We start from the raw sequence: 13105 nt of genomic DNA on the forward strand, positions 1-13105 counted from the left end.
CACGCGCGCGCCCGCGCCGGCCCCCGTCTCTGGGTTGGCGCCCCCCCCGCCCCCGCCCCGCGGGGGGGGGGGGCGGCGGCCCGCCCGCCGCGGCGCCGCGGGGGGCCTGCCGGACGGGGTGTTCAACGTGGTACCGGGCCGCGGCGAGCAGGCCGGGCAGGCGCTGGGCAGGCACCCGGACGTGGACAAGATCGCGTTCACCGGTTCCGCCGAGGTCGGCCGCCGCTTCCAGGTGTACGCGGGCGAGTCCAACGGCAAGCAGGTCGCCGTCGAGGCGGGCGGCAAGTCGCCGCAGCTGGTGCTGCCGGACGCCGACCTCACCGCGGCGGCCTCGGCGATCGCGTGGGGGATCTTCTACAACGCGGGGCAGACCTGCAACGCCGGATCGCGGCTGGTCGTGCACCGCGACGTCGAGGACCGGCTGCTGGCCGAGGTGGTGCGGCTGACCGAGGAGACGTTCCGCGTCGGCGACCCGCTCGACCCGGCCACCGTCGTCGGCCCGCTGGTCGACGAGGCGCAGCTGCGGCGGGTGTCCGGGTACGTGGCGCGCGGCCTCGCCGACGGCGCCACCGCGGTGCTCGGCGGCGAAGCGCTGCACGGCACCTTCTTCCCGCCGACGATCCTGGCCGGCGTGCCGCCGGAATCGCCCGCGGCGCGGGAGGAGATCTTCGGGCCGGTCCTGACCGTGCTCGGCTACGACGGCGACGCGGACGAGGGCGTCCGGCTCGCCAACGACACCGAGTACGGGCTGGTCGCCTCGGTGTGGACCCGGGACGTGACGACCGCGCACCGGGCGGCGCGGCGGCTGCGCGCGGGCACCGTGTGGGTCAACACCTTCGACGCCAGCGACGTGATCACGCCGTTCGGCGGGTTCGGCGCCAGCGGGGCCGGGCGGGACAAGTCCCTGCACGCGCTGGCCGGGTGCACCGCGCTCAAGACCACCTGGATCGACCTGTCCTGACCGGAGGTGTCCGCATGCGCGACCAGGAGCTGCCCGCCGACGGGCTCAGCATCGAACCGACCTGCCGCATCGAGTTCGGCCCGGGGCGCATCGCCGCGCTGCCCCGGCTGATCGACGAGCTCGGCCACCACCGGGTCTACCTGATCACCGACCGGGGCGTGCGCGCCGCGGGAATCCTGGACCGGGTGCTGGCGGTGCTGGCCGAGGCCGGGCTGGAGCACGCCGTCTTCGACGACGTCGCCGCCAATCCCACGTTGTCCACTGTGGAAACCGGTGCGGCGGGGCTGGAGCGGTTCGGCTCGGCCGCCGTGGTCGCGCTCGGCGGCGGATCACCGCTGGACGCGGCGAAGGCCATCGCGCTGCGGGCCCAACCGCGGCTTCCGGGGCTGCCGCTGGTGGCGATCCCCACCACCGCCGGGACCGGCGCCGAGACCAACGGATTCGGCGTCATCGAGGACCCGGCCACCCGCCGCAAGGTCTATCTGGGACACGCCTCGGTGCGGCCCGCCGTCGCCGTGCTCGACCCGGAGCTCACCACCGGGCTGCCCGCGCGCATCACCGCCGCCACCGGGCTGGACGCGCTGGTGCACGGCATCGAATCGCTGTCGTCCCGTGGCGCGAACCCGATCTCCGCGGCCTACGCGGCGCAGGCCATCGCGCTCGTCGCCCGCTGGCTGCCCGTCGCGCACCGGGACGGCACCGACCTGGAGGCGCGTTCCCGGGTGATGCTGGGCGCGCACCTGGCGGGGCAGGCGCTCACCCTGTCCGGGCTGGGACTGGTGCACGGCCTCGGGCACGCGATCACCGGTCATGCCGGGACGCCGCACGGCGTGGCGCTGGCCGCGGTGCTGGAGACCGTCATGGAGTTCAACGCCGACACCGCGGGGGAGGCCTACGCCGACGCGGCTCGTGCCATGGGGGCCGGCGGTGGCGCGGCCGCGGCGATCCGGTGCGCTCGCGACCTCGCCGACGGGCTGGAGATCCGCTCCCCGCTGCGGGACCTGGGCGTGCGGCGCGACATGCTGCCCTCGATCGCCGCGGCGGCGGCCGCTGACCCCGTGACCCGCAACAACCCCGCCGACGCAGCGGAACCCCAACTCCACGACCTCCTCCGGACCACCTACTGACCGGTCACCTGTCGTCGGACCTCCCCGCGCCCCCACCGTCCTTCCTGTCAGCGGCGCAGCCGCTGAGCAGCCGACCACCCGAGCAACTCGCACCGCCGCGGCTTCTCAGCTGGTTCCTCGCGAGGACAGCGATTTCTCCTGCGGGAGCCACCGGTGAAAACGATCCCGCAGCGAGAATCCCGCTGAGGTTCCGCCACCCGCCCCACCCCGCAACAGGAGTTGAGCCGGCTCGTCACCGCCGTTCGAGTACGCCGCGGATGAAGGCTGCTTGTCCGGCGTGCTGCAACCCGTCCGCGAGCACGCTCACCAGGCGCACCCCGCGGGTGACCGGCGGGCTCCAGTCCGCGTCGATCACCTCGTCCAGGTCCGCGTCGGTGAGCGCGCGGACGTAGCTGACGGTCCGCTCGTGCACCGCGTCCTGGTAGCCGAGCAGGAGCTCGGCGGAGGCCTGCACCTGCGCGACCTGGCCGGAGCTGTGCCCGTAGCCGATGTCCGCCGCGTCGAAGGGCAGGTCGAACCGGTCCCGCCAGCCCTCGGCCAGCCACGCCTGCTCGGTCCCGGCGGCGCCCGCCAGGTGGTCGTCCTGCACCCGCGTGAGGTGCCAGGCGAGCCAGGCGATGGTGTTGGCCTGCGGGTCGAGGCGGAACTCCAGCTGCTCCGGTTCGAGTCCGCGGACCGCCTCGTGCACCGCCCCCTGGATCCGGTCGTATCCGTCGACGAGCACGTCTGCGCTGGTCATGTCGCTCAGCGTCCCTTCCCGGTGGTTCGGATGCTCCGCGCCCCACGGTACGGGCAGGCACCGGCGCGGGCACCCGACACCGAGTCCGATCCGTCCGGTTCCCCGACACGTCGAGTCCACAGTGTACGAAGAACACGTGATCGAACAGTCCCCGCGATCGCCTTGAAGCCCGGTGGCCGTGCGGGTAGACACCTCGGAGGAACGAGTCCCCCGCGCCCACCGGGCGCGCGACCGAACGTGAGGTGCCATGAGCGACGCGGAACCGACCTCGGTGGAACGAGCGCGGGCCCTGCTGGCGCGGCACCCGGTCCTGGACGGGCACAACGACCTGCCGTGGGCGCTGCGCAAGCACCGCGCCTACGACCTGGAGCGGCTGGACATCGCCCAGGACCAGTCCGCGTCGCTGCACACCGACCTGGCGCGGCTGCGCGCGGGCGGGGTCGGCGGTCAGTTCTGGTCGGTCTACGTGGAAGCCGAGCTGCAGGGCGCCCGCGCCCCCCCCGCCACCCTGGAGCAGATCGACTGCGTGCTGCGGCTGGTCGAGCGGCACCCCGACCGGCTGCGCCTGGCGGGCACCGCAGCGGAGGTGCGGGCCGCGATGGCCGACGGTCACATCGCCTCGCTGATGGGCGCCGAGGGCGGGCACAGCATCGCCTGCTCGCTGGCCACGCTGCGCGCCTTCCACGCGCGCGGTGTGCGGTACCTGACGCTCACGCACAACGACAACGTGCCGTGGGCCGACTCGGCGACCGACGAACCCGCCGCGCACGGCCTCACCCGCTTCGGCGAGGAGGTGGTGCGGGAGATGAACCGGATCGGGATGCTGGTGGACCTCTCGCACGTCTCCGCCGACACCATGCGGCACGCCCTGCGCGTCTCCCGCGCCCCGGTGATCTTCTCGCACTCGTCGTCGCGCGCGCTCTGCGACCACCCGCGCAACATCCCCGACGACGTGCTCGCCGCGCTGCCCGCCAACGGCGGCGTCGCGATGGCGACGTTCGTGCCCACGTTCGTGCGGCAGGAGACCCGGGACTGGCTGCGCGACTACGAAGCCGCGCTGGCCGCCGCGGGGATCGACGCGGACGACGGCGAGCGGGTGCGCGCGTTCCGCGCCGAACACGAGGCCGAGCACCCGTGCCCGCGCGCCACCGCGGCCACCGTCGCCGACCACCTCGACCACATGCGCGAGGTGGCAGGCATCGACCACCTGGGGATCGGCGGCGACTTCGACGGCGTCGTCAGCACCCCCGAGGACCTCGCCGACGTGGCGGGGTACCCGAACCTGTTCGCCGAACTGATCGATCGCGGCTGGTCCGAAGAGGACCTCGCGAAACTGGCCCACCGCAACGCGATCCGCGTGCTCGGTGACGCCGAACGGGTCGCGGACCGGCTGCGCGCCACCGAGCGCCCGTCGGTCGCCACCATCGAGGACCTGGACGGCTGACCCCGCCGCCCCGCCCGAATCGGGGGAGCATGCACCATGCGAGCACCACCCACCGAGGTGATGTTCGCCGTACCGGGAACACCCGCCGCGGCGGCGGAGTTGTTCCCACGAGTCATCCGGAGCGAAAGAGGTATTCATGTCGAAGCTGGCGCAGGTAGGCGTCACCGGTCTCGCGGTCATGGGGCGCAATCTGGCCCGCAACTTCGCGCGCAACGGCTACACCGTGGCCGTGCACAACCGCTCCGTCGGACGCACCCACGAGTTCATGGAGCGCTTCGCCGAGGAAGGCGAGTTCGTCGCCGCCGAGTCCGCGGCCGACCTGGTGGCCTCGCTGGAGCGCCCCCGCCGGGTCGTCATCATGGTCAAGGCGGGCGGCCCCACCGACGCGGTGATCGACGAGCTGGCCCCGCTGCTCGACGAGGGCGACGTGATCATCGACGGCGGCAACGCGCACTTCGAGGACACCCGCCGCCGCGACGAGGCGCTGCGCGCCCGCGGCCTGCACTTCGTCGGCACCGGCATCTCCGGTGGTGAGGAGGGCGCGCTGAACGGCCCGTCGATCATGCCGGGCGGTTCCGCGGAGGCCTACGAGTCGCTCGGGCCGATGCTGGAGAAGATCAGCGCCCACGTGGACGGCACCCCCTGCTGCACGCACGTCGGCCCCGGCGGCGCCGGGCACTTCGTGAAGATGGTGCACAACGGCATCGAGTACGCCGACATGCAGCTCATCGCCGAGTCCTACGACCTGCTGCGGCACGCGGGCGGGCTGGAACCGGCCGCCATCGCCGACGTGTTCCGCGGCTGGAACGAGGGCAGGCTCGCCTCGTACCTGGTGGAGATCACCGCCGAGGTGCTCACCCACACCGACGCCCGCACCGGCTCCGCGTTCGTGGACGTCATCCAGGACCAGGCGGAGCAGAAGGGCACCGGCCGCTGGACGGTGCAGACCGCGCTCGAACTGGGCGTCCCGGTCTCCGGCATCGCCGAGGCGGTGTTCGCCCGCAGCCTGTCCGGGCACGGCGACCTGCGCGAAGCCGCCCGCGGCCTGGCCGGTCCGCAGCCCGCCGCGCTGTCCGGGGAGGACGCGAAGCGGCTCGCCGAGGACGTGGAGCAGGCGCTGTACGCGTCGAAGGTCGTGTCCTACGCGCAGGGCTGGAACATGATCTCGGTGGGCAGCCGTGAGTACGGCTGGGACGTCGACCTGGGCGCGATGGCCACGATCTGGCGCGGTGGCTGCATCATCCGCGCCGCGTTCCTGGACCGGATCCGCAACGCCTACGCGGCGGACCCGGCGCTGCCGACGCTGCTGGCCGACGCCGAGTTCTCCCGGGAGCTCGCCGCCGCGCAGGACGCGTGGCGCCGCGTGGTGGTCACGGCCGCCGAGCTGGGCATCCCGACGCCGGGCTTCTCGGCGGCGCTGTCGTACTACGACGCGCTGCGGGCGGAGCGGCTGCCCGCCGCGGTGACGCAGGCGCAGCGCGACTACTTCGGCGCGCACACCTACCGGCGCACCGACGTGGAGGGCTCGTTCCACACCCGCTGGGACACGAACCGGGACGAGGAATCGGCCTGATCGGTGCCACCAGGGCCCGCGGTGCGCTCCGGCGTGCCGCGGGCCCCCGCGTCCGTGGCCCGTTCGGCGGTCGACGCGCCCGGTCGGGTGCGGCGGTGTGGCGCGCGGTCGATCCCGTCCCTCGTCCGCCGGTGCCGTTAGGCCGACGGAGTGCATTCGGTAACGACCGTCCGTGTTCGGCGACATGTCCATCGAGCCTGGTGAACGGCATCGGGCCCGATGCGCCCTCCGGGGCGGAAAAGAGAAAACGGACATGGGTATGCGGACGTTCCCGCAGCTGCCGAACGCGTCCTCCCGGCCGCGGCCGCACCAGCGCAAGTGGCCGTGGATCACCGGTGGCGTCTTCCTGCTGCTGTTCGTCGTCGGTCTGGCGGCCTCGTGCGCTTCGCCGCCGCAGGCCGAGCGGGCTCCGGTCTCCCCGGTGGCGACCACCCCGGTGCCGGTCGAACCGGCGGAAGCGGAGGTCGCGGAACCCGAGGTGGCGCTGCCGGTCGTCGAGGGTCGCGGCGCCCGGGCGGTGCTCGACGAGCTGCGCGCGCTGGGGCTGACCGCGGTGACCGCGGTGTCCGACGACGCGTCCTCGGCGATGCCGGTACCGGAGACCTGGGTGGTCAGCGGCATCGAACCGGCGGCGGGCACCGCGGTGCGGCTGTCGGCGCCGGTCGTGGTGCGGCTGGTCGCGCCCGCGCCGCCGAGCCCGGCGCGCCTCCCGCGTACCGTGGACAGCGCCCCCGAGGCCCCCGTCGACCCGGCACCCGAGCCGGAGCCGTACGTCGCGAAGACCTACGACGCCCCGGAACCGTCGGTGTACTACCAGAACTGCGACGCGGCCCGCGCGGCCGGCGCGGCACCCGTGTACCGCGGCGACCCGGGCTACCGCCCGAAGCTCGACCGGGACGGCGACGGCATCGGCTGCGAGAACTGACCCATCGGTGCGGGCCGTCCACCGCGGGGTGGACGGGCCGCGCGCACCGGGATCAGCCTTCCAGCTTCGCCCGCAGGAATTCGAGCGTGGCGCCCCACGCCTTGGCGCCCTGCACCGGGTCGTAGGTGCCCATGTGGTTCTTCTCGTTGAAGAACGCGTGCCCGGCCGGGTAGATCCGGAAGTCCGGGCGGGTGCCGGACTCGTTCTCGATGCGGTCGGCGAGCGCTTCGACGGCGTCCGGCGGGGCCATGGCGTCCTGCTCGCCGAAGTGCCCCAGCAGCGGCGCGGTCAGGTTCTCGAAGCTGGGGTAGTCCTCGCCGAGCACCCCGTAGAACGGCACCGCGGCGCCGATCTTGTCGCCCTGCTGCGCGGCGAGCACCAGCACGAACCCGCCGCCCATGCAGAACCCGACGGCGCCGATCTTCTCGCTGGTGACGGCGTCGAGGGACAGCAGGTGGTCCACGGCCCCGCCGAGGTCGCGGGCGGCGCCCTCCACCGGCAGCTCCTGCATGAGCTGCCCGGCTTCGTCCGAGTCGTGCGTGGTGCGGCCGCCGTAGAGGTCGGGGGCGAGCGCGACGAACCCTTCGGCGGCGAGCCGGTTGGTGACGTCGGCGATGTGGTCGGTGAGCCCCCACCACTCCTGGATCACCACGACGCCGGGCCCGCTACCGGATTCCGGCAGGGCGAGGTAGCCGTGCGCGGTGTGCCCGTTGCTGGGGAAGGTCACGTTCTGCAAGGGGTTGTCAGCCATGCCCGCATTGCACCACCTGCGGGCACCGGTCGGCATCGGGTGGGGTGGGTGGCGTCAGAGTTCCCGCAACCGGGTCAGGACCGCCTCCAGCACGGCGAGGTCCGGGCGCGTCCCCCGCGCCGGTTCGGCGAGGTCTCCGCTGCGCAGGTGGACCCAGCCGGTGCCGTACCGCGCGCGGTCCGGCGCGGGGAGCCCGCCGCGCCCGTCGACGGCGCTCACCGGGACCGCCGGGACAGGTCGAGCGCGCACGCCGGGCAGCGGCTCCCGGTCCACCCCGGCAGCACGGCGAGGCCGTCGGGTGCGAAGCTCCGGCCGCACCGCGCGGTGAGCTCCCGCCCGCGCGCGGCCGGGTGCCGGACCTCGAACGCGTGGCTGATCAGCCCGGTCACGCCGAGCGCGGTGCTGCGGTAGCGGGCGAAGAAGATCATCGCTGCTCCCGCGGGGCCGGCCGGCGGTGGGCGAGCGGTGGCACGTGCCCGGCCCGCTCCCGGCAGTCCGGGCACACCCCGGAGGGCAGCAGGAACCCGGGCCAGGACGGGCGGACCTCGCGTCCGCACAGCGCCCGCGTCACGCATCCCGGCGTCCACCGCCAGTCGGCGGGTACCGCGTGCGACACCGACCGGTACCGGCTCCCGACCCATTTCACCCCATGTCCACCATCACTCATGGTGGCAGTGTCGTGACGGAGGGTGCGTGGACGTCAGGTCAGCGGGGTGGTCATCATGGGTAACCGTGGGTCTGCCCAACGAAGCACTGCGTGCGGCGCGGCTCCGGGTCGCGTCGAGCCGCGCACCCGGTGAGCCGATGTCGAGGTCCGAGCTGGCGTCCGCGGTGTCGGCGTGGTTGTGGCGGGAGACCGGCAAGCGCCACGACCTCGACCCGCACCTGCTGGCGAAGTGGGAGCGGGGTGCGGTGCGGTGTCCGACGGCGCCGTACCGGGCGGCGTTGCGCGCGGTGCTGGGCGTCGCCTCGGACGCCGATCTCGGTTTCGCCGACTCCGTTCCGGAACCACCGCTGGCCCCGGCCGGGCCCGACCCGGCGGAGCACGGCCCACCGGCGGGCGCGGACTACGTCGAGTCGTTGCGGGGTGCGGTTCGGCAGTTCGTGCGGATGGACTCCTTGCTCGGTTCGGGGGAGGTGGTGGACGCGGTGGTGCGGCGGTTCCGGGATGCGCAGCGGGTGTTGGCGTCGGGTCGGTATCGCTCGGGTGTGGAGCGGGATCTGGAGGTGGTGGCGGCGGAGTTGGGTGAGGTCGCGGGGTGGATGTTGATCGATGCGCAGCGGCATGCGGAGGCGCGGGCGATCAATGCCGAAGCGTTGATGTTGGCGCAGATCGCGGGGGACACCTCGATGCAGTGGTTCATCCTGTCGAACCAGGCGTTGGCGTCGACCGGCAGCGGGCGTCCGCGGGAGGCGCTGCGGATCGCCCAGCGCTTCGGCTCGGACGATCGGTTGCCCGGCCGGGTGCGGGCGTTGTTCGACGTGCGGGCGGCGCGGGCGCTCGGAGAGCTGGGTGCGACGTCGGATGCGGAGCGCGCGTTCGCACGAGCGCGGGTCACCGTCGACGAGGGGATCGACGGGCGCGACCCGCCGTGGACGTGGTGGGTGGACGAGCAGGTCGTCTCGGCGCACCGAGGACTGATGTACGCCACGTCGGGCCACCCGGCGCGAGCGCTGCCGCACCTGGCGGCCTCGGCCGAGGGCGCTGAGCAGGTCGCCGACTACCGCTGGGGCCTGTACATCCACCGCGCGAACCTGCTCGACGCACTGCTCGCGGCGCGCGACCTGGGTGAGGCGGAGCGGGTGGCGGTGCGGATCGCTCCGATGGTCGGCCAGATCGCGTCCGGCGCCACCGAGCAGGTGCTGCGCCGCGCGCTCTCCCGCACGTCGCGGGCACCGCTGCCCAGCACCCTCGCCGACGTCCTCGACCACCTCCGCCACCGCCTGCCGCAGCGCTGAGCGCCCACCGCGCCACGCCCCGACTCACCTGGGTCGGGGTGCGTCAGAGCTGGTCGATGGCGTGCACGGCGGAGACCTCGTAGAGGTGCGGTTCGTAGGACTCGGCCACCTCGGCGGCGGCGGTCATGTGCGGCTGCGCGACCGGGTTCGCGAGCATCGCGCGGAACGCGTCGGCGTCGCTCCACTGCGCGTAGTTGACGACCTTGGTGCCGTCGGTGCTGGCGTGGATGTTCGCGGACACGAAGCCGGGCAGCGTGATCATGACCTCTTCGGTCGCCTGGTCGAGCAGGTCCACGAGCTCGCGCTGGCGCTCCGGGCGGACGGTGAAGACGTTGATCAGGGTGGCCAGCGGCGCGCCCTGCTCGATGGTGCTCGGCATGGGGTTCTCGCAATCGTCGGTGTCAGCTTTCTGACACAAACATTCTGTGTCAGGAAACTGACGTGAGTCAAACCGGCGCCGACCCGGCCACCCGGTCGTGCGCCACCGGCCGCACGGTTCGGCGAACCTCGGCGGCACGGCTCGATGTGCTGCGGGGACACTGTGCTGCGATGACCGAGTTCTCCAGCCTCCCCGACCTGCCGGTGAAACCGGTGCTCGGCGAGGTCGCCGACGCGCTCGCCGAGCACGGCACCACCGTCCTGGTCGCCCCGCCCGGCACCGGCAAGACGACGCTGGTGCCGCTGGCGCTCGCCGAACGCGGGCTGCGCGTGGTCGTGGCCGAACCGCGGCGGCTCGCCACCCGCGCCGCCGCCCGCCGGATGGCCGAACTGCTCGGGGAGGAGGTCGGCGGGACCGTCGGCTACTCGGTGCGCGGCGAGCGCAGGCGCGGCGCGCGCACCCGCGTCGAGGTCGTCACCTCCGGCCTGCTGGTGCGCAGGCTGCAATCCGACCCCGAACTGTCCGATGTGGACGTGGTGGTGCTGGACGAGTGCCACGAGCGGCACCTCGACGCGGACCTGCTGCTCGCGCTGCTGCTCGACGCCCGCGACGGGCTGCGCCCCGACCTGCGGCTGCTGGCGACCTCGGCGACGCTCGCGGCCACCCGCGCGTCCGAAGTCCTCGGCGGCGCGCCGGTGCTGTACGCCGAGGCTCGCACCTTCCCGGTCGAGCACCGCTACCTGCCGCCGAACCGGCGCGAACGCATCGAAGCGTGCGTGGCGCGTGCGGTGCGGACGGCGCTCGACGAGCAGGACGGTGACGTGCTCGCCTTCCTTCCCGGTGCCGGGGAGATCCGCCGCACCGCTGCCGCGCTCGCCGACCTGTCCGATGTGGACGTTCTCCCGCTGCACGGGCGGCTGCCGCACGCGCAGCAGGATTCCGTGCTGCGGCAGGGGAAACGACGCAAGGTGGTGCTCGCCACCGCCGTCGCCGAATCGAGCCTCACCGTGCCGGGCGTGCGCGCAGTCGTCGACTCCGGCCTGTCCCGGGTGTCCCGGGTGGACACCCGGCGCGGCCTGGCCGGGCTCGCCACCGTGCGGGTGTCGCGAGCCGCCGCCGACCAGCGCGCCGGCCGCGCCGGGCGGCAGGGACCCGGTTTCGCGTACCGCTGCTGGCCCGAGCACGAGCACAGCACGCTGCCCGCGTTCGCCGAACCCGAGATCCGCACCGCCGAACTCACCCGGCTCGCCCTGGAACTGGCCTGCTGGGGTACGCCCGACGGAACCGCGCTCACCTGGTGGGACGAGCCGCCCGCCGGTCCGCTCGCCGCCGGGCAACAGGTGCTGCGCGGCCTCGGCGCGCTCACCGCCGACGGTGCCGTCACCGGCCGGGGGACGCGGCTCGCCGAACTCGGCCTGCACCCGCGGCTGGCGCGCGCACTGCTCGACGGGGCCGAACGGGCGGGCGCGCGGACCGCGAGCGAGGTCGTGGCGCTGCTCGACGACGACACCGTCACCGATGAGTCCGATGTGGACTTGGCACTGGCCCGGTTGCGCCGCGGCGGTCCCGGATCCGACCGGTGGCGGCGGGAATCCCGCAGGCTCGCCGAGCGCGTCGACGGCACCGGGCGAGGTGGTTCGGCGGCGGAGGTCGTCGCGTTCGCCTACCCGGAACGCATCGCGCGCCGCCGCGCCGCCGACTCGCCGGTCTACCTGATGGCCGCAGGCACCGCCGTCGAACTGCCCGCCGGATCACCGCTGCGGCACGCCGAATGGCTCGCCGTCGCCGTCGCCGACCGCGCACCCGGCGCCGCCCACGGCACCGTGCGCCTCGCTGCGCCCATCGACGAAGCGCTCGCCCGGCGGGTCGCGGCCGCGCTGCACAGCACCCGGGACGAGGTCGGCTGGACCGGCGGGGACGTGCGTGCGGTGCGCGCCGAACGCATCGGCGCCATCACCGTGGACAGCAGGCCGCTGCGCGAACCCGACCCGGCACTGCTGCGGGCCGCGCTGCTCGACGGGCTGCGCCAGGACGGGCTCGGCCTGCTGGCGTGGAGCCAGGACGCGACGCGGCTGCGGCACCGCATCGGCTTCCTGCGCGAGGCGCTCGGCGAACCGTGGCCGGCCGTGGACGACGAATCCCTGCTGTCCCGGGCCGATTCGTGGCTGGAACCGGAGCTGTCCCGGGCGCGCGGACGCGCCGACCTGGCGCGGATCTCCGCCGGGGGAGGACTGCGGCGGTTGCTCCCGTGGGATCGGGCGGCCCGGTTCGACGCACTCGCGCCGGAGAGCGTGGAGGTGCCGTCCGGATCGCGGATCAAGATCGATTATTCGGGAGAGCGGCCGGTGCTGCCGGTGAAGGTGCAGGAGGTCTTCGGCTGGCGCCAGGTGCCGCTGCTCGCCGACGGGCGGGTTCCGCTGCTGCTGCACCTGCTGTCCCCCGCCGGGCGGCCCGCCGCGGTCACCGCCGACCTCGAATCGTTCTGGACGACCGGCTACCCGCAGGTCCGCGCCGACCTCCGCGGCCGCTACCCGAAGCACTCCTGGCCCGACGACCCCACCACGGCGACCCCGACCCGCCGAACCCGCCGCCCCACCTGACCGGGGGGAGGAGTGAACGGACCGTTCGTCCCATCTGGTTGGTCGAAGGGTCCGTTCACTCGGTGCTGCGGCGGTCGTGCGGTCGCTGCGCAGCCGTTCCGGGGTGGGGTGAACGGACTGTTCGTCCCATCTGGTTGGTCGGAGGGTCCGTTCACTCCGGGCCTGCGGCGGTCGTGCGGTCGCCGTACGCGTTCGACCGCTGGTCAGCGTCGTGCACGGCGTGCGTCGAGGTGGCGCCACCCGAACCGGGCCGCCGCCACGGCACCCACGGCGATGGCGGCCCAGCACAACGCGCGCGTCCAGGGCGCGAGGTCCGCGGTCAGCCACAGCGCGCCCTGCGCGACCAGCGCCACCGCGGACCAGAACCGCTGCCCGTACTTCGGATCGAACTCCGCGGGCGCCCGCGCACCTCGCCGCATCCGGCACCTCCTCCGCACGATCGCCCGCGACCCTACGCGGGGCCGGCCGGGCGCGGCGCCGGTTCCGCCGGATCGGCACCGCACGCCCGAGCGGCCGTTCCCGGGCGCGGGGGGGGGGGGGGGGGGGGGGGGGGGGGGGGGGGGGGGGGGGGGGGGGGGGGGGGGGGGGGGGGGGGGGGGGGGCCGGGGCGGGGGGGCGCGGGCGGGGGGGGGGGCGGGGGCGCGCGC

13 protein-coding genes are annotated in these 13105 nt (G+C 74.4%); 7 read left to right on the forward strand and 6 right to left on the reverse strand.

Annotation, left to right across the window (positions count from 1 at the left end):
• Window positions 1-34: 34 nt before the first annotated feature.
• A complete protein-coding gene (locus LCD33_RS05895; RefSeq protein WP_255617106.1) occupies window positions 35-961 on the forward strand; it encodes an aldehyde dehydrogenase family protein in 927 nt (308 codons plus the stop codon).
• 14 nt (window positions 962-975) lie between these two features.
• Window positions 976-2088 carry an iron-containing alcohol dehydrogenase family protein gene (locus LCD33_RS05900; RefSeq protein WP_224961722.1) on the forward strand — a complete coding sequence of 371 codons (1113 nt, stop codon included), beginning with the start codon at window positions 976-978 and terminating at the stop codon, window positions 2086-2088.
• A gap of 232 nt (window positions 2089-2320) precedes the next feature.
• On the opposite strand, the gene LCD33_RS05905 is transcribed toward LCD33_RS05900, so the two are convergent.
• Entirely contained in the window at window positions 2321-2827 is a 507-nt protein-coding gene (locus LCD33_RS05905; RefSeq protein WP_224961724.1) for a DUF664 domain-containing protein, read from the reverse strand.
• 247 nt (window positions 2828-3074) lie between these two features.
• On the opposite strand from LCD33_RS05905, the gene LCD33_RS05910 reads away from it, so the two are divergent.
• The 3 genes from LCD33_RS05910 to LCD33_RS05920 all read left to right on the forward strand — a co-directional run bounded on the left by LCD33_RS05910 (window position 3075) and on the right by LCD33_RS05920 (window position 6769).
• Entirely contained in the window at window positions 3075-4271 is a 1197-nt protein-coding gene (locus LCD33_RS05910) for a dipeptidase (RefSeq protein WP_224961726.1), read from the forward strand.
• 136 nt (window positions 4272-4407) lie between these two features.
• Complete coding sequence (gene gndA, locus LCD33_RS05915; RefSeq protein WP_224961728.1) at window positions 4408-5844, forward strand: NADP-dependent phosphogluconate dehydrogenase; 1437 nt, start codon at window positions 4408-4410, stop codon at window positions 5842-5844.
• Between the two features lie 253 nt (window positions 5845-6097).
• Window positions 6098-6769: an excalibur calcium-binding domain-containing protein gene (locus LCD33_RS05920; RefSeq protein WP_224961730.1), complete on the forward strand. Its 672-nt coding sequence runs from the start codon at window positions 6098-6100 to the stop codon at window positions 6767-6769.
• 52 nt (window positions 6770-6821) lie between these two features.
• On the opposite strand, the gene LCD33_RS05925 is transcribed toward LCD33_RS05920, so the two are convergent.
• From LCD33_RS05925 to LCD33_RS05935, 3 genes are read right to left on the reverse strand one after another with little or no spacing between them, the layout of a single operon-like run.
• Entirely contained in the window at window positions 6822-7520 is a 699-nt protein-coding gene (locus LCD33_RS05925; protein ID WP_224960705.1) for a dienelactone hydrolase family protein, read from the reverse strand.
• Between the two features lie 54 nt (window positions 7521-7574).
• Window positions 7575-7739, reverse strand: a complete 165-nt coding sequence (locus LCD33_RS05930) for a hypothetical protein (protein ID WP_224960703.1) — start codon at window positions 7737-7739, stop codon at window positions 7575-7577.
• A complete protein-coding gene (locus LCD33_RS05935; RefSeq protein ID WP_224960701.1) occupies window positions 7736-7948 on the reverse strand; it encodes a hypothetical protein in 213 nt (70 codons plus the stop codon). Before LCD33_RS05935 ends, LCD33_RS05930 begins: the two co-directional genes overlap by 4 nt.
• A 376-nt stretch (window positions 7949-8324) precedes the next feature.
• On the opposite strand from LCD33_RS05935, the gene LCD33_RS05940 reads away from it, so the two are divergent.
• Complete coding sequence (locus LCD33_RS05940; protein ID WP_224960696.1) at window positions 8325-9479, forward strand: hypothetical protein; 1155 nt, start codon at window positions 8325-8327, stop codon at window positions 9477-9479.
• 43 nt (window positions 9480-9522) lie between these two features.
• On the opposite strand, the gene LCD33_RS05945 is transcribed toward LCD33_RS05940, so the two are convergent.
• Complete coding sequence (locus tag LCD33_RS05945; RefSeq protein ID WP_224960694.1) at window positions 9523-9858, reverse strand: antibiotic biosynthesis monooxygenase; 336 nt, start codon at window positions 9856-9858, stop codon at window positions 9523-9525.
• A gap of 170 nt (window positions 9859-10028) precedes the next feature.
• On the opposite strand from LCD33_RS05945, the gene hrpB reads away from it, so the two are divergent.
• The gene (hrpB, locus tag LCD33_RS05950) at window positions 10029-12458 is read left to right on the forward strand and encodes an ATP-dependent helicase HrpB (RefSeq protein WP_224967223.1); all 2430 of its coding nucleotides are present in this window, start codon (window positions 10029-10031) and stop codon (window positions 12456-12458) included.
• Between the two features lie 203 nt (window positions 12459-12661).
• Here hrpB and LCD33_RS05955 read toward each other — a convergent pair whose 3' ends face one another.
• Window positions 12662-12877 carry a hypothetical protein gene (locus LCD33_RS05955; protein WP_224960690.1) on the reverse strand — a complete coding sequence of 72 codons (216 nt, stop codon included), beginning with the start codon at window positions 12875-12877 and terminating at the stop codon, window positions 12662-12664.
• Window positions 12878-13105: the final 228 nt, after the last annotated feature.

Source organism: Saccharopolyspora sp. 7B, assembly GCF_020177435.1.
Classification (GTDB): domain Bacteria; phylum Actinomycetota; class Actinomycetes; order Mycobacteriales; family Pseudonocardiaceae; genus Saccharopolyspora_C; species Saccharopolyspora_C gregorii.

Coding starts and splice junctions, on each gene's coding strand:
- LCD33_RS05900 (WP_224961722.1), top strand. CDS start 976: ATGCGCGACCAGGAGCTGCCCGCCGACGGGCTCAGCATCGAACCGACC.
- LCD33_RS05905 (WP_224961724.1), bottom strand. CDS start 2,827: ATGACCAGCGCAGACGTGCTCGTCGACGGATACGACCGGATCCAGGGG.
- LCD33_RS05910 (WP_224961726.1), top strand. CDS start 3,075: ATGAGCGACGCGGAACCGACCTCGGTGGAACGAGCGCGGGCCCTGCTG.
- gndA (WP_224961728.1), top strand. CDS start 4,408: ATGTCGAAGCTGGCGCAGGTAGGCGTCACCGGTCTCGCGGTCATGGGG.
- LCD33_RS05920 (WP_224961730.1), top strand. CDS start 6,098: ATGGGTATGCGGACGTTCCCGCAGCTGCCGAACGCGTCCTCCCGGCCG.
- LCD33_RS05925 (WP_224960705.1), bottom strand. CDS start 7,520: ATGGCTGACAACCCCTTGCAGAACGTGACCTTCCCCAGCAACGGGCAC.
- LCD33_RS05935 (WP_224960701.1), bottom strand. CDS start 7,948: ATGATCTTCTTCGCCCGCTACCGCAGCACCGCGCTCGGCGTGACCGGG.
- LCD33_RS05940 (WP_224960696.1), top strand. CDS start 8,325: ATGTCGAGGTCCGAGCTGGCGTCCGCGGTGTCGGCGTGGTTGTGGCGG.
- LCD33_RS05945 (WP_224960694.1), bottom strand. CDS start 9,858: ATGCCGAGCACCATCGAGCAGGGCGCGCCGCTGGCCACCCTGATCAAC.
- hrpB (WP_224967223.1), top strand. CDS start 10,029: ATGACCGAGTTCTCCAGCCTCCCCGACCTGCCGGTGAAACCGGTGCTC.
- LCD33_RS05955 (WP_224960690.1), bottom strand. CDS start 12,877: ATGCGGCGAGGTGCGCGGGCGCCCGCGGAGTTCGATCCGAAGTACGGG.